At 45.8% G+C, this 18773-nt stretch carries 4 protein-coding genes; 1 reads left to right on the top strand and 3 read right to left on the bottom strand.

Annotation, left to right across the window (positions count from 1 at the left end; genetic code table 11):
• Positions 1-628: 628 nt before the first annotated feature.
• Complete coding sequence (locus VA249_RS04510) at positions 629-13543, top strand: VCBS domain-containing protein (RefSeq protein WP_225927101.1); 12915 nt, start codon at positions 629-631, stop codon at positions 13541-13543.
• Positions 13544-13658: 115 nt separating this feature from the next.
• Here the strand turns inward: VA249_RS04510 and VA249_RS04505 are convergent, their stop codons facing one another.
• From VA249_RS04505 to VA249_RS04495, 3 genes are read right to left on the bottom strand one after another with little or no spacing between them, the layout of a single operon-like run.
• Entirely contained in the window at positions 13659-14972 is a 1314-nt protein-coding gene (locus VA249_RS04505; protein ID WP_221069099.1) for an HlyD family type I secretion periplasmic adaptor subunit, read from the bottom strand.
• On the bottom strand, positions 14965-17130 hold the full coding sequence (locus VA249_RS04500; protein WP_221069098.1) for an ABC transporter transmembrane domain-containing protein: 2166 nt from the start codon (positions 17128-17130) through the stop codon (positions 14965-14967). The genes VA249_RS04505 and VA249_RS04500 overlap by 8 nt, the downstream gene beginning before the upstream one ends.
• A complete protein-coding gene (locus VA249_RS04495) occupies positions 17127-18770 on the bottom strand; it encodes an ABC transporter transmembrane domain-containing protein (protein ID WP_221069097.1) in 1644 nt (547 codons plus the stop codon). The genes VA249_RS04500 and VA249_RS04495 overlap by 4 nt, the downstream gene beginning before the upstream one ends.
• Between the last annotated feature and the right edge of the window lie 3 nt (positions 18771-18773).

Below are 18773 nucleotides of genomic sequence, written 5' to 3'. Positions count from 1 at the left end.
GTTAAAACTCTCTTTCTGGCAACATAGCTTAAAGTACATAGTTGTCCCATTTCGGATTCTTATAAAAATCCGAATGAAAACAATGATGCTTGCTCGTTAACTTCGAAGATATGCCAACATCTAACCGTAATTATACCTTGCCACAAACTGAAAAACTCAATTATCTTTGATACACGACGAATTTCAAAAGACGCCAGTGAGCATTCACTTTGAGCGATGTAAGCTCACTTACAGCGACGAAATTGTAAAAACAAATGTGTGCTTATCATGCCCATTCTGTATTGGTGTATTAATGCAGTGATAACTTTATTGTTGCTCAGAAACGAGCTTGATCTATTGTATGAACACACTTTTTCTGGGGTAGACAAAGTGACTTGAAGCCATAAATGTATTATTTGGCATTTACGAGCACTGGCAGTGCTCTTTATCCATATTATCTAAGTATTTCAAGCGTCATCAAACTCGACCTTTGCGTCTAAAAATGCATGAGTTTTTTACTCATAAATATCTAATTTCACTTAGCCAAAATTTGCAGTTTTAATTGAGCTTCTAATTACTCAATTAAGCTCGCAAAACAACAATTCTTGTACTTTAATCAAAAGGATATAGGGAATGTTGGATTAGGTTTATGAAAAAGATAAAAGATGGCAAAAAGACTAAAGACAAAAAACAAACAGTCAAAGGCCAAGTGAAGAGTAAGTCGGACGCGAATAAAAGAAGAAAAGTAAAACTATTTTCTAGTCTAAAGATCCGAGTACCGCTACCTAGTAGCCTCATGCTAATTCTCCCATCTTTTAATGTAAGAGCGTCAGAGGACCCAGTAAGCCAAGCACAAAATGAGAATGTTCAGTCCAATGAAACTTCAATCCATAAACCTAACTTGGAGGATTCAGACAAACTCGTAGATCCCTCATCTACTTCAAACAACCCTTCAATATTATCAGTAGATGAAAGCATAAGCGAAGGTGTTACTGAAGAGACAAAAACAGGTGCTCTTACCCCATCGCATCACCTCGCACCTCATAGTCACCCAATCATTCATCGACTTTCCAATGCCACTACGCAGCCCTCAATTTCACATACCATCGACAACAATACACAAACAATAAAGACATCTCCTACGCACACTAGCCCTATAACTCCGCATAGTCAGACTTATGTAGAAGAAACAATTCAAGGTACCTATGGCCAGTTACACGTTGATAAAAATGGTCATTATCAATTTACTTTAGCCCCGAAGTCTCCAGCATATTTATTGCTCCAAAAGCAAGAACCAGGTACGGACACATTTACAGTCCAACTAACAGACGGAACAAAGCTCATCATTCAAGTTCCGGTAATGGGTAAACAAGATTCACCAACCATTACTGGCCAGCTTTCAGGTCATCTCGAAGAAGACAATAATGTGGATAGCCACGGTTTTTTAACAACAAGTGGGAAAGTGGACGTCCTAGACCCAGACCATGGTGAAAGTGAGTTAACTCCAGAGACGATACATGGCCAATTTGGCTCTTTATCTATAAATTCTCAGGGCTACTGGCAGTACACTGTTGATAATTCTCAATCAACGATTCAAGCGTTAACGAATAACACTTCACTGACTGAAACATTTACCATCCATACTAAAGATGGCACTCCACAAGTGCTACAAATGTCAATTGGTGGAGAAAATGACAATGCGCTTGTCTCCGGTAATGACAAAGGGCAAGTATATGAAGACCTTTCTACTCACATCACAGGAAAGCTATCTATTCGTGACGCCGACACCGGCGAAGATCATTTTTCCAACACTGATATCGTAGGTAGTCTCGGTACACTTCATTTGACTAATTCGGGGCAATGGACCTATGACTTGGATAACACGAACCCAGCAGTCCAAGCACTAGGTAAAGGCTCGACAGTTACCGACACCATAACCGTACATTCGGTCGATGGAACTCCTCATCAAGTAATTATCACTATTAACGGAACCAACGATGCTGCCGTTGTGAGCAGTGCGACTGTTGCTGTTGATGAAACGGATAAAGCTGTTACATCTTCAGGTACTTTGACCAGTACCGATGTCGATAACCCAGATAACGCCTTCACTCCAGATTCGGTCACAGGCACCCATGGCAACCTCACCATTGATGCCAATGGTCATTGGGAATTCACCGCCAACAGCGCATTTAACCAACTGAATGTTGGCGACAAAGTTGAAGAGACCTTTACGGTTACCTCTGTCGACGGTACTCCGTCTACTATCAAAGTCACCATCAGCGGCACTAATGATGCTGCCACCGTAAGCAGCGCAACTGTGGCTGTTGATGAAACAGATACTCCAATCACTGCTTCAGGTACTTTGACCAGTACGGACGTGGATAACTCGGACAATGCCTTTACCCCAGATGCGATCACAGGCACACACGGCAACCTAACCATTGATGCCAATGGCCATTGGGTCTTCACCGCCAATAACGCGTTCAACCAACTGAACGTTGGCGACAAGGTAGAAGAGACATTCACTGTCACCTCTGTCGATGGCACTCCGTCAACCATCAAGGTCATCATTAACGGCACTAACGATGCGGCGACGGTCAGCAGTACGACTGTGCCTGTTGATGAAACAGACACGGTAATCACAACTTCAGGTACCCTAACCAGCACCGACGTTGATAACCCTGACAATGCCTTTACCCCAGATGCGATCACAGGTACTCATGGCGACCTAACCATTGATGCCAATGGTCACTGGGTCTTTACCGCCAACAGTGCATTCAATCAACTGAATGTCGGTGACAAAGTTGACGAGACATTCACAGTCGCCTCTGTCGATGGTACCCCGTCAACTATCAAGGTCACCATCAACGGCACTAATGATACGGCAACCGTAAGCAGCGCAACTGTGGCTGTTGATGAAACAAACAAAGCAATCACCACTTCCGGTACCCTAACCAGCACCGATGTCGATAATCCGGACAACACCTTCACTCCAGATTCGATCACAGGGACTCATGGTGACTTAACCATTGATGCTAATGGTCACTGGGTCTTTACCGCCAACAGTGCATTCAATCAACTGAATGTCGGAGACAAGGTTGAGGAAACATTCACGATAGCTTCTGTTGATGGTACTCAGTCCACGATTAAAGTAACCATCAATGGTACCAACGACGCTGCAACCGTAAGCAGCGCGACTGTGGCCATCGATGAAACGGACTCAGCAATCACAACCTCTGGTGCCCTAGCCAGCACCGATGTCGATAATCCGGACAACGCCTTTACACCAGATTCGATCACAGGTAACCACGGCGACCTAACCATTGATGCCAATGGTCATTGGGTCTTCACCGCCAACAGCGCGTTCAACCAACTTAACGTTGGCGACAAAGTTGAAGAGACATTTACAGTAACCTCTGTCGATGGCACGCCATCCACGATCAAAGTGACCATTAATGGTACCAATGACGCAGCTACGGTGAGTAGCGCAACGGTAGCCGTCGATGAGACTGACTCAGCGATTACAACTTCTGGCACCTTAACCAGTACCGATGTCGACAACCCAGATAACGCATTCACTCCGGCTTCGATCACGGGAACTCATGGCGGTCTAACCATTGATGTCAATGGTCATTGGGTGTTTACGGCCAACAGCGCATTCAACCAACTTAATGTTGGGGATAAGGTAGAAGAGACGTTTACAGTAACATCTGTGGATGGCACACCATCCACGATCAAAGTGACCATCAATGGTACTAACGATGCAGCTACAGTGAGCAGCGCGACTATCGCCGTCGATGAAACTGACACGGCAATAACCACATCAGGCATCCTAACCAGCACCGATGTCGATAATCCGGATAACACCTTTACACCAGATTCGATCACAGGTACACACGGCGATCTAACCATTGATGCCCATGGTCATTGGGTGTTCACTGCCAACAGCGCATTTAACCAACTGAATGTTGGCGACAAAGTTGAAGAGACCTTTACGGTTACCTCTGTCGACGGTACTCCGTCTACTATCAAGGTAACTATTAACGGTACTAATGATACAGCTACTGTGAGCAGCGCGACTGTGGCTGTTGTTGAAACAGATACTGCAATAACCACATCTGGCACCTTAACCAGTACCGACGTGGATAACCATGACAACGCCTTTACGCCAGACTCGATCACGGGTACCCATGGCGCCTTAACCATTGATGCCCATGGTCATTGGGTGTTCACCGCCAACAGTGCGTTTAACCAACTTAACGTTGGCGACAAAGTTGAAGAGACATTCACGGTAGCTTCTGTCGATGGCACTCAATCGACAATTAAAGTAACTATAAACGGCACCAATGACCGCCCTACCATCTCAGGTACCTCAAGTGGCGCAGTTATCGAGCAGGGCTTGAACACCGCAGGAACCCCCGATGCGACAGGGAGTTTAATTGGAAATGATATAGATAAGTCTGACACCATTACGTGGGCAATCAATCAACCTCAAGGCCAATGGGGAACGTTGTCGATTGATCAGAATGGTCATTGGCACTATCAGCTCGACAATTCGGCCGGTGGTACCGCAGATAAGCTAGCAGCTGGTGAACATCAGACTGAATCATTCTGGATCACCGCTACCGATTCAGCTGGAGCAACAGTCCCTCATAAAATCGTTATCGATGTGCAAGGTAGTAACGACAAACCAATTGTCAGTGCGTGGACTCAGCTTCCTGCGGGAAAAGAAGATCAACCTGTAACCATAAAAGCTTCTGATTTACTAACGCATGCAAGCGATGTGGATAGTAGTGATGTACTGCACGTGACGAATCTGCAAGCCACACACGGTAGCCTGACTGACAACAAAGACGGCACTTATACCTTCACGCCAGACAAAGATTTTAACGGTGAAATTCGACTCACCTATGATGTAGTTGACGGTCATGGTGGTAGCGTCAGTACTCAGGCTAAATTCGATCTTACAGCCGCTCCAGATAACGCGATTATTACCGACGCACAAACCAATGCAGACTTGCGGGGCGTGACTGAAGATCGCGGTTATATAGACACCCACTATCAATTGCATTACGACGGCAAATTAAACATCCAAGACCCTGATGCGGGAGAGGCACAGTTTGATCCCAATATTGGCCCACAAACCTATCAAGGTATTGGCTACGACACCAAGTTGGGTGGGCACATACTGCTCATGCGCGATGGCCATTACACCTATACGCTCGACAACCGCAATATACAGAACTTAGCGCAAGGGGAAGTGAAACACGATTCAGCCGTTATACGCTCAGCAGATGGTACAACGCATACGATAGAGCTCACGGTTCATGGTACCAACGATGCCCCAACCATCAGTGCACAATCCCACTCAGTGACTGAAGGTGGAAGCTCTCTAAATGGACAAATGGTTGGCCAAGATATCGACACAGGTGCGCCCTTGACTTACAGCGCACCGCAGATTGATGGCTTGGTGGTTAATCCGGACGGCAGTTATAGCTTCAACCCCGCTCACTCTAGCTATCAATCGTTAGCATCAGGTGTCACGAAAACGCTGACTGTTCCCGTAACAGTCACAGACGAACATAATGCGAGCAGCACTCAAAACCTCTCAATAACGATTACAGGCGTTAATAACTCTGCCGTTATTGGCGGTGTCGACACGGGTGACGTAACCGAAGGTAATGCTGGACAGAACATGTCCCCAGATTATGCTCAACCGGGCATGGCTCACTTAGTAAGAAGTACCATTAGAGCCAGTGGCAAGCTTGTTATTTCAGACACAGATACAGGAGAGGCGGAGTTTGATACACACGGACTTGGCTTTAATTACTCTGGTCAATATGGAGACCTACTTCTTCGAAAAGACGGAACTTGGTTCTACCACGCTGATACAGGACAAATTCGTAGCACTGGTGGACTCGCAAGCACCCGAGGAACAGCCATCGACCAACTCGGTGAAAATCAGACTCTGACTGACACCATCACCGTTTATTCTAAAGATGGCACATCGCACGATATTGTCATTACTATTCACGGTAGCAACGACAGACCTTACTGCGCTTCCGAAGTACAGCTCAATTCAGGCAAGGAAGACCTAACTCAAACCATCACAGCAACCGAGTTATTGGCAAATACAGTTGACGTAGACGCCAACGATGCAGGCAAGCTCACTATCGCCAATTTGCATGCTGATCATGGCTCTATTCTGGACAACAAAGACGGAACTTATACTTTCACACCCGATAAAGACTACAACGGGCAAGTACATTTCACCTACGATGTGAAAGATGCACACTCAGGTACGACGCATACCGAAGCAAACATGTTACTCACTCCAACTTGCGATGCTGCTCTGATCACTGGCTCTGGTTCGACACTCAAAGAGGATGTTAATCTCGGCACCGCGCCGGGTGATCGAGGCAAGTTACAAGCTTATGGGCAACTTATTGTGGTGGACCCAGATGGTCCAGCCGAGTCGGGCTTTGAAGACCCACTAACGGCTGGTTTGTATAAAGGAAGCTTGGGAGGTTCACTGCAGGTTAACCCAGATGGTCAATATATGTATAGCCTTGGTAACTTCAGGGTGGACTATCTGAAAGAGGGTGACGTCGCACATGATCGCTTCACTGTACACAGCCTGGATGGCACAACGCACACCTTGGAATTTAAGATTCAGGGTACTAATGATGCGCCCTACATTCGGGGCAACCTGCATCATGCCGTTTGGGAAGATGAAGCAGTACTGCATGGTAAGTTGAACGGGACGGATGCCGATGTGGGAGATCAGCAACACCTCCTCTACTCTACAACAGCACATGTAGCAGGTTTTCATCTTAATGCCGACGGTAGCTATACCTTTGATCCCTCAGACTCCGCCTATCAGCACTTGACTGGACGAGATATATGGGGCTCAGCGATCAAAATCCCTGTCACCGTTACCGATCAAGATGGCTTAAGTACCACCCAGAACCTAAGCATCAGTGTGATGGGGCGGAATGATGCTCCGGTTGTTTCTGCTGATGTCCAGTTGGCTTCAGGCACTGAAGACACCAGTGTGACCATGCATGCCTCAGATCTTCTTACCAATGCGACCGACGTGGATGATTCCGAGACGCTCAGTCTGAGTATCTCTGGATTGCGTTCGGATCACGGCTCCATCACCGACAATCATGATGGGACTTATACCCTCACTCCAGACCCAGATTACAACGGCCCTGTTCAATTTTCTTACACAGTTAAAGACCGTAATGGAGCGTCGACACCTGCACATGCAACGCTCGCTTTAGTGCCGGTTGATGACAAAACACAGTTTAGTGGTGTTGACCATGGTGTAGCTACTGAAGATGTCGCCACACATATGTCGACCAATGTAAACATCATGGACGCTGTTGATTGGCAAGCGTTACAAATTAAAGATGTGGACAGTCCTAATAAACAAGTGACGGTTGAGTTTGCAGGACAACACTACACATGGAATTTGGGCAGTGACCTAGATGTGATGACCCCCTATGGCAAATTTCAATTTCACACCATAAAAAGCGGGCCTCACACCGGAGAACACTCTTGGAGCTATATTGGTGATAACAATAATGTTCATGTTCAAGAGTTAAAGCACGGTGAATCAGTTACGGAGTCGATCAAGCTAATCGCCACTGACGGCACCGAGTTCCCTATCCAAGTGAAAATTAATGGCACCGAAGATGGAGTCGTCATAGATTCTCAGTCGGAGCTTGGTCATGTCGTAGAAAATGCTCTGACAGGTGCATCTGTTTCAGGTAGCGTAGCGGCTCATGATGCTGATCTTCATGATTCCGTGAGCTGGACAACAACGCCTGCTAACGGTGTTAGTGGTCAGTATGGTGCGTTTCATCTGAGTGCCGATGGCCAATGGCACTATGACGTTGACCAAAGCAAAGCAACAAAACTCGGCGATGGAGACGAATACTGGGAGCACTTTACCATTGAGGCTGTGTCTACTGACGGAAGCAAGGTCTCACAAAGTGTATCGGTTGTTGTACGCGGCAATAACGACGTACCAGTGGTGAGTGGTGAGGTGATGTTACCGTCTGGTAAAGAAGACTCGTCAATGCACCTTACGCAGGCACAACTTGTTTCCAATACTACGGATATCGATTCAAACGACAGAGGTTGGTTGCACGCTCAAAACCTAACGGTAGACCACGGTAATGTAATCGCCAATTCGGATGGTAGTTTTACATTCGCTCCGGATCCTAATTACAATGGCCCAGTTCATTTTACTTATGATGTTGCTGACAGGCATGGTGGAGTTACACATACAGGAGCAAATACGACCCTAGCCGCTATAAATGATGCCGCTCGCTTTAAAGGTGACGACACTGGGAGCGTGACCGAGGATCAAAATGTTCACCCATCTGTGCAAGGCAACTACTCTAATAAATTAGAAGCTCAGGGACACCTTACGGCCATCGACCCGGATGCTGGAGAATCAGGCTTTGATTACCATACGCTGATCAGCGTTCCCTCACATCCTAACTGGGCTCCCTACCAATCCGCGCTTGGTGGTGAGTTAGAGATAGATCAACAAGGAAGATGGCACTATTACATCGACAACCGTAAGCCAGAAGTTCAAAGCCTAGGTGCCGGTGAGGCGCTCACGGATACTGTCACGGTTCATTCAAAAGATGGGACGACACATGATATTACCCTGACAATACACGGCACCAATGATGATCCTGTGGTTTCAGCAGATGTACAGCTCAGCGCTGGGAGAGAAGATACGACCCACATCATCACATCAACAGATTTACTAACACATGCTAGCGATGTGGATAAAAACGATCTAGGTCAACTCTCTGTGACTCATCTTTCTGTTGACCATGGCTCGATACTCGACAACGGCGACGGCACATTCACTTTGATCCCTGAACCGGACTATAACGGCCAGTTACACTTCCAATATCAAGTCAATGATGCTCATGGGGGAAGTGCTCCTGCTTCTGCTTTAATGTCAGTTGTCGCAGTGAATGATCGCCCGGATGTTCAACCGCTGACCGATAGTGTGAAAGAAGATTCAACCAGTAGTCATTTGGTTGACCTACTCACTGGTGCAACGGATAAAGAAGGCGATTCATTATCAATTTCCCATATCGGTTACTCGGTCGATGGCTCGATTCAGACGGGTAATGTGCCGGATGGTTTTGCCCTTGGGGCTGACGGCCACTCGTTGGTAATCGATACAACTCATTCTGCTTTTCAGCACTTAGCGGTTGGGCAGACGCAACAAGTTGTGGTGAATTATATTGTTGGTGATGGGCATGGTGGGCAAACTCCTCAAACGGCAACCTTTACTATTGAAGGAACGGATGACAAAGCCGTACTCACATCCAATGTGATTCAGATGACCGAATCTGAGGCATTAAAAAGCAAAACGTCAGTTTATCAGGGGAATTTACAACTAACCGATCCAGACACAGGTGACCACACTCAGTTCGCATTTAGTGGACGTTATATGGGACAGGGTTATGCCCCAGGGAGTCTTTATATTTGGCCAGATGGTTCTTACGAATTTCGCATGGAATCAGCAACAAACCGTCATGCGGATGATCTGGTTGATAGTTTGCATAAGGGGGAATCTTTAGAGTTCCCATACCAAATTAGAACAAGCGACGGTCAAAGGCTCAATATCATTGTCAAAGTGATAGGTGAGGACGACAATGCACGAATCACTGTCGGTCAGTATTCGTCGCTCGACAATCACGCCAACGAAGACAACATAGCGCCGGGAGGCACACACCATCAAGTGTGGAGTGGCGGCAATTTACATGTGATCGATCCCGATCATGGTCAAGCGGGATTTGTTACTCAGAGTTTTGATACACCAGAAGGTGGGCATTTCTCCATTAATGTTCGCGGCGGATGGCAGTACACAATAGACAACGCCAAACTACAGCATTTAGGTGAGGGGCAAAGCTACCAGAAAACCTTTACGGTTGAATCGATTGATGGAACGGCTCAGCAAACTATTACGGTGACAGTACACGGTACCAACGACACACCTGTCGTTACTTCCTCGGTTAGCTTATCTCAAGGCTTAGAAGACACACCAATCACATTGAACGCGGCGGATTTACTCGCCCATGCCAGTGATGTTGATGACAACAGTCAATTGAGTGTGCACAATTTGAGTGTCAATCATGGTCAGGTGGTCGATAATCTAGACGGAACTTTTAGTTTTACCCCAGAGAAAAACTATCACGGACAGGTACAGTTTATTTATGACGTCAAAGATGAACATGGCGCTTCGGTATCGACGTCCGCCACAATGAACTTGTCTGCCGTTAACGATGCGGCAACATTTACGGGTGACTCTGGCAGCATAGACGAAGATACAAATATTCACCACAACGTGCGTACCACGGGGTCAGCAACCATTGCTGATGCCCTTGTTTGCCATGGGCACCTGATTGTTTCTGACGCTGATGGTCATGGCGAAGCGGCACTAGATCTTAAGGGGCAACAGAAATTATCTCAGGATGGAACCTATGGTCATTTCGACATCACTAGTCGTGGGACGTGGGTTTATATAGCAGACAACAAGAGTACACCGATTCAAGACTTGGATAATGGACAAACTCTTACTGACAGCATTGAGATTACCTCCCAAGACGGCACCAAACATTCTATTACAGTGACGATTAGTGGATCAACGGACAGACCAACGATGCATAGTTTCACTGATTCGGGCGTTCAAAGTACCGGTCCAATTGAGGGTAATCTCATCTCGGGTGCAGGAACCTCACAAGGCACGGCGTCAGCGGCGACAGATTCAGACTCAAATGCTCACCTTGTTCTTCAAGATATACAGATAAAGGATCCTGTGTCGGGGAGCTACGTGACTGTAACTCCTGGTCATCCTCATGCCATAGCGGGAATTGGCACACTGGCTATTGAAGCCAATGGTCACTATATCTTTACTCCTGAAACGGGGTTCACTGGGAAAGTACCAAACATGGTGTATCGAGTCGGAGACGACGGAGGTACACCAGTCAATGATTCCTCTCAAAACACGCTATCCATAGAGGTTAAGCCACCAGCTCAACATGCGCCAACGGTTACCCCCCAAACGGTCACAAGCGATGAAGATCAAAGTCATACTTTTACCGCCGCAGAATTTGGCTACCAAGATGCTGATCATGATGCACTAAACCACATTACGATCACTCAATTACCTTCTCATGGTCTGTTAACGCTCAATGGTCTGGCTGTCACTGCAAATCAACAAGTCTCTAAAGCGGAATTAGACGCTGGGCATCTGACCTTTACTCCAGTAAAAAATCAGAGCGGCACTAATTATGCTCACTTTGAGTTCAGTGCGAATGATGGGCATCAGGATTCGGCGAGCGCATCCATGATAATCGATGTGAATGCGATTAATGATGTGCCGACGGTTGGGTCAAGCTTTACCAGCTTATTGGAAGATACGCCTCACAACTTTACCAAAGCCGACTTCAAATACGCAGATGTTGATGGGGATTTATTACATCACATTACTATTACCAACATCGCTCATGGCTCATTGACACTCAATGGGCGGGCAGTTTCTGTCGGTGATGACGTAGCGGCTTCCGATTTAGCTTCTTTAGTTTACACCCCGGCACAGAACTACCATAGCGTTGGGGCGAGTGGGCTTGGAGGCATTCAATTTACGGCAAACGATGGTCATACCGACTCTAAGTCCGGCATGTATCTAATTAATATCGTCGCGGTTCCTGATCCTGCCACATTCAGCGGTGACTCCACAGGTCATGCTCAAGAAGATACTCATACCCAAGCCTCTGGCACATTGAGTGTGACTGATCCTGATGGCTCACAAGCTTTCATTTCAGTACAAGGTGGCGTGGGTATTGTAGGAAGCAAAGGGTATGGTCATGCTCACATAGACAGTAACGGGCATTGGACCTATAACCTTTATAATAACCACGCGATTGTTCAACAGTTGAAGCAAGGACAAACTGATACTGAGACAATCACCGTACAAGCAAAAGATGGTACAACTCATGACATCATTATTACGATAACGGGTACTAACGATGCACCTACTGTCTCAGAACATCCCCCTGGTAGCAGTCACTCAGTAAATGAAGACACTAACCAGAACGCTAGAGGGCAACTTGATATAAATGACATTGATGGTGATGCAGTTGGCGTAACTGTAGATCCAAGCCATAGTGCTCAATTTGGTTCTGTTCAATTTGATAGCCAAACCAACACTTGGGCTTATCACTTAGACAATGCCAACCCTCAAGTTGATGCATTAAACGACGGCGATACACTTACCGATAGGTTTACATTGCTTGTCGATGACGGGCATGGTGGTAAGGTTTCGAAAGAGATTGTCATGACCATCAATGGTCACACCGATCCTATACCCTACACGCCACCAACTATCAGTGTCACTGTCGATACAAGAAATGCTCACCATGTGACTGCTGGTATTACCGTAGACACAGTACAAGCTTATGCTCATAGCATCGGACAATCCGTTCGAACAGTGTCAGGACACCATGAGATTGAAGGCCACGGAAACAGTGAAGTATTTATTGTGCAAGGTAGCCTTCACGAAGAAGCCGAGCTCAAGAGTGGTAATGATATCTTGTATATAGGAGGTCGATTAACCGACGAAGAAATAGAAGGTGGGAGTGGTCGCGATACGCTTATTCTGGGAGCTTACAACCGTAACAATGCACCAAGACTGCACAGTGACAAAATAGGTAATATGGAAATAGAAAGTATCGAAAATATTATCTTGGGTGACGGGACGGTACTGAAAGGACAACTACCACCGAACTTCCCTTCAATCGGACACGATCACTATGAAGTACCCGTGAATATCCAAGCGCACCTATCTTCCAGTGATGACTCGGTTTCAAGCATTCGACTTACTCATCTACAGCAAGAGTTAACGCTACAAAGCAACGGACATAACATCAATGCTAATCAGGATGGTAGTTACACGGTGCCAGCTAATGGGCATTTCGTTGTCATATCCACACACCCAATCAGCAGCGGACATCACTATTTTGAAACAGAGGTAACAACGTACAACTCAGTAACCGGCGTCACCGCTGTAACAACAGAAGATTTACACGGACATATTCAAAGCCATGTGAATCCGCCGCCTCCACCACCGCCGCCAGTGCAACACGATGAGCCAGATTTCACTCCATTGGATGGCGTACAAGACTTTACGGTCACTTCAGACGTTTCATCAAGTGCGGACTCACCGTTAGACGGCCAAGCACAAATTGGTCATGAGCACGCTACCGGTGCAGCTGCCTACCTAGATGCACTGGGAATTACTCCACCCCATACAGATACTGATACTAGTCAACATACACCCGCTGATCTCGACATTGTGTTGGCACAAGTCGATCAGCAACATACTGTAGATTACGATCAAGCGCATTTGGACATGTCGGATGCACTTGAACACCATGATGCAGCCAATAACCATAACCAAGATGATGAACACCATCATCACAACGACGTTGATGGACTACCAGACATAGATCCAAATAACTAATGGTTGGTGACTAATCAATAATGAAATAAACAAAAGGGAGCACGCTATGTTGCTCCCTTTTTAATGATTATTGCATTTTCCGGTTTGAACAAAGAAACATCTGTCGTTCTTTGAGTTATCTTTCACCAAACGCCACACTGATGTTGGTATAGATCGGCTTCCATAGGTATTGAAACACCGACTTCTCACCAGTCGTAATATCTACTTCACCTGTCATGCCTGGCAAAATAGAAAAACTTTCAGGGTTATCACGGAAGTATGGCGTCTCAATCGATACTACGACTTCATAATAGATCTCGCCTCTTTCACTTTGACTGGTGGTTGGCGAAATGCTTTCAACCTCCCCTTTCAACGCCCCAAAGCGACTGTAATCAAATGCGTCGATCTTGATTCGAGTCGGCTGTCCCACGCTCACGAAGCCAATATCTCTTGGTGATAAACGCGCCTTAAAATCGGCTTGGCCACCAACAGGGACGATTTCTACGACTGTACCACCGGGCTGAATAACACCACCGTTCTGTGTGCTTGGTAGGCTTTGTACTAAGCCTTGTAATGGCGAGACCAACAAAGTGTTCGTCAATTTTGCTTGGCTTGAGCGCACTCTTGCGTTCAGTGCCGATAAATCAGATACCGCTTTAGAACGATCATCGCTCACTTTTGCTTTCGCTTCAGCAAGAAGTTGCTCAATTTTTTGCTCATTACTGTCTGCTTGCTTAATCAGGACCGACTTCTTACCATGCGTTTCTTCAATTTTTTGTTCTATACTCGCCAGCTTTTGACGCATTTCAAGTACACGCAAACGTGAGATGTTTCCTGCTGTATAGCCTCTTTCTAATATATTCAATTCTTGCTTAGTAGCGTTCAGCTCTTTCTCGTAGCTAGGTAGCGATTTTTCGACACTGCGAAGCTGCTCTGCGATCTGCTCACTGTCCTTTTCAAGAACAATACGCTTTTGAAAATACAGCCCTTTCTGAGCATTCAGTTGTGCCTTTTGTTGACTAACAATCTCTGGGTAATCAATCTCAAACTCACCAAAATTCGGTTCACGATTGTCAAGCAAAGCGTTCATTCGCTCTATGCTGGCCAACAACGTGACTTGTTGAGACTTCAGTTCCTCAAGAGCGGTGCGTTGGAAAGTGGCATCGAATTCGACAAGCGGTTGGCCTTTCTCAACCAGTTGCCCCTCTTTGACTAAGATTTGCTTTAACTTACCACCAATAGCACTTTGTAATACTTGCTTTTCCCCTTCAGGAATCACTGCACCTTTCGCTTTCGCTATTTCATCAACTTGAGTGACCACAGACCAAGTGACAAAAGCAACGACACACAAGGCGACCGACCACGTAGCCAAGGCCAATGTGCGAGCAGTGTTTTGTGACTCCACAAGTTCACCGTAGCGTTTACCCGTCTCGATAGGTTGTTTAGCCATTAGCGACTCCTTGCTTAGACTCTGACTGTTCTTTAGATAACTGTTGTTTTAGAGAAATTTGTTGTTCCTGCAACGCTTGAGACTCAGAAGACTGCTTCTGTTCCAATGGACCAGCGTAAACTACAGCCCCTTCATCTAATACCACGACTTTATCTGCAAACTTAATAAGATCCGGGTCGTGAGAGGTGTAGATCACCGTCGCTTTCCCTCTTTTTGAACTCACAAACTCACCAAATACACGCTTGGCATTTGGATGGCTATCAGGCACTGGATTATCCATTAAGAACAAGGGGTAGTCATACACCAACGCTTTTGCATCAATTAGGATCTGAGCAACAGTGCCTGACAACATGTCAAAAATGCTATCCGGTTGAATACTACTGATCGATGTATCCAAACCATCAGCCAACGTAGAGAACCATCGCTGTCCACCGACCATCTCAATCGCAGAAATCATTTTCTGCTCTTCGACTTTATGTCCATCATTTAACCACTCTCGAATACTCAGCGTAAGCAAATCTGGATAGGCAGCACGAATGAAGCACCAATGGCGATAGAGCTGCGGGTCGTATTGCGCAAGGTTAACGTTTTCAAGCTCAACCATACCGTTTTGTATAGACTGCAAACCGGATAGCACTTCAATTAATGTTGATTTACCGCTTCCAGAAGGACCAGTAATCGCGACCACGTCACCTGATTCAATGTCAAAACTCACCCCATTTAAAGCGGGACGACTCTGCTTTGGGTACCGTAACGTCACTTGAGTTAACTTCAAGTTAGGCGCTGTCTTCGGCAACGGATGATGCTGATAGCTAAACTCACGCTCAGAAGGCTGAGACAAAATACGGTTCACCTGCAATTTGGATTGATTAAAGCTATTGAAACGCATCGCACTATTAGCCAATACCTGGGCTGGCCCCGTTACTTTTGATATCAACATCATTGAAGCAATCAAACCACCAGGGGTCATTACTTGCTCAAATATAAGCCCAATACCTAACCCCATCACAGCCAATGTCGAACCCACACCAATGAAATAGTAAATAGAGGTGTATCGACTCTGATGAACTGATTGATTGAATGCCACAGTAGAAGCCAGAAGATTGGCCTTCTTAAAGCGCTGAATCCAATGTTCTGATAAGCCCGCACTACGAATAAAAGCCAGCTTAGATGACAACTCATTAATCATATTTTGACGATTAGTGCCCGCAACTGTCGACTGCATCGAGCGCTTGCTGCTTGAACGTATCGAACGTTTTGCTAACAAGTAATAAAGAATCAAAGAAACTATTGGTACCAGCACTAGCCACCCGCCCAACACCCCTATTGCAAGCACAAAAATAACGATAAAAGGCAGATCAAAAAGTGCATTTCCAAGTGGCCCTGATAACACACCGGAGATACGTTCAGACAACATGACTTGATTTTGTTGGCTAGAAGACGCCGTTTGCTGATTCTGAGCATAGCTATTTCTTAAAAGACGCTGAACAAGAGACTGAGATATCTCACGACTTACTCGGTTGGATACCGAAGCAAACACTCGACTTCGCAATGTTCGTAGCCACCCCATCATCACAAACAACAGGGCAGCACCAATAGCAATACCTTGTAGCTCATGTCCTGCATCCCCACCGATAACGTGGTCGTAGATCGACATCGTTATAAATGGTACGGCAAGTGCGAATAAATTGGTGATAAAGCTGACTAGAAGCAATTTAGGAATGATAGGGCGAAACGCATGTAATCGGTTTCCTACCCAGTCCGGAGAGGGCTTCTCCAATGGCGCTCCCTCTATAACGATACAAAATTGTGGAACGACGGAGATGTCGTCATTGGCATCAGAAGAGATAAACTGCTTCGACTCTACATGCCCAGAGAGCAATTCATTTTCACCAAGTACTAGCAAGACTAATTTGTGTTCACCAACTTCATCAAGGTTGGCAACCAGCCGATATGGCAAGGCAAGCCTATCAAACATCGCGAACATTTCGTCTAATGACTCTATACCGTTCTCCTCAACCCATTGGTGTGCAAACAACTGGATATTTGCATTCACTTCCAACTGCCTAAGAATAGAGAGACTTTCCGTTTCCAAATGGTTCAACACATCTCGTCGAGCACTCGTTTCCGAACAGTTACTAGCATCTAAACGGTTCATGCGAGAGCCTCCTGTTTGCTTACCCCTTCTATGGTAATGGTTCGACTTGCCAATTCGCGAAGTTTTTCATGATAGCTCACCATCAAAATGGTACGCCCGGCAGACACTTCTTCTTCCAATACTTTCATTAGGTTCCCTAGGGTATCGAGATCAAGCGAAGCATCAGGTCTCTCCAACATGATTAAGGGTTTATCACTTGCTAACTGAGTGGCGATATTGAGCATTTTGATGTTACCCATACTCAACAAAGGAGCACTCGTATGTCCAACCTGTGTCTCTAAGCCATCAGGTAAACGAGTTATCTCTTTTGCTAATCCCAAGCGCTCTGCATAATCATTGGCACTTTGTGTTCTCTCGGGATCAAAGCCACACAAGTTGTCCAAGATAGTACCCGATACCAATTGCCCTTTAACGCCACAATAGGCAGTGGCTTTAGCTACTGATTCAATTGAAACGGCATCCCCATTGATAAAGCATTCACCTGCTTTCAAATCGTCAATACCAGCAATAGACGATAATAAATGGCTGTTGGTATGACGATCTACACTCTCCAACAATACCAATTCACCTTTGCCAAGAGTCACATCTAAATGAACAAGATCACCATACCTTTCGATAGTCGCATGCTTTATCTCTAGCGCATCAAAGCCACCCTTAGTTTCCAAATCAAAGGAGGTAATTTGAGCTTCATCAGAAACGGAAGAGTTAGAAACAGACGTGCCACTCAGCTTTTCTATTGCTTGGTTAGCACTATGTATAGAGTTAAGCTTGATACGAATTCCAACCAGAGCGCTTAAAGGGGCAACCGCCCTACCCGATAAAATAGAACATGCCGCCAATCCACCTGTGGTTAATTCGCCATCCAACACCCACAAGCTACCAGTAACCACCAATAAAACTGAAGTCGCTAATGCTGCAAGTTGTATACACTCTTGCGCAAAGGCATTCTGTTCTTCTTCTCTCGCTTTTGACTGAGAACGCACATTATTTAGCGACTTAAATTGATTAAAAATCCGAGATTCAACAGCCTGTCGCTTGATACCTTGGATGGTTTGACTGAGCAGAATCAAGAACGCTTTTCGTTCCTGCTCATCTTGCGAAGCGGCCTCGCTTAAACTTTTTACACGTATCGAAGACACCCAAACCACACCGAGTGTCATGAGCCAAACTGCCAAAGGTATTGCCACTAACTCTCCACCGATATATGCCACCAAGGCTAGGAAAATCAATGCAAAAGGCAAATCAATAAATCCAGCAAGCAACCCTCCGGAATACCAGTCTTTGACCTTCGCAACAGAGCCTAATCCTACCTCTACACCACCAACGCCAAGATGACGAAGATGATCAGATGAAGCAGTCGTCACTTTTTCAACTAAATTTTGGTAGGTCGTTTTCTCGGTATTACTGGCTGCTGCCGATAAAAGCCAAGTGCGTACAAACCGAATTAAAGCTTCCATACCAACGGCTAACGTCGCCCCTGCTAATAAAAGAGTAGCGGTACCGTAGCTTTGATTAGGGAGAATACGATCGTAAATTTGTAAAACCGTTAACGGAACGGCAAGAGAAAGCAGATTTATGAGTAAAGAAGGCAGTATAACTTTTCCTATCACTCCTTTATTTTTCACTGAACTTACAGGCATACA

This window comes from Vibrio alfacsensis (assembly GCF_019670485.1).
Taxonomy (GTDB): Bacteria; Pseudomonadota; Gammaproteobacteria; order Enterobacterales; family Vibrionaceae; genus Vibrio; species Vibrio alfacsensis.
The sequence above is the reverse complement of the archived record's forward strand: the minus strand, read 5'-3'. Positions and strand labels throughout refer to the sequence as shown.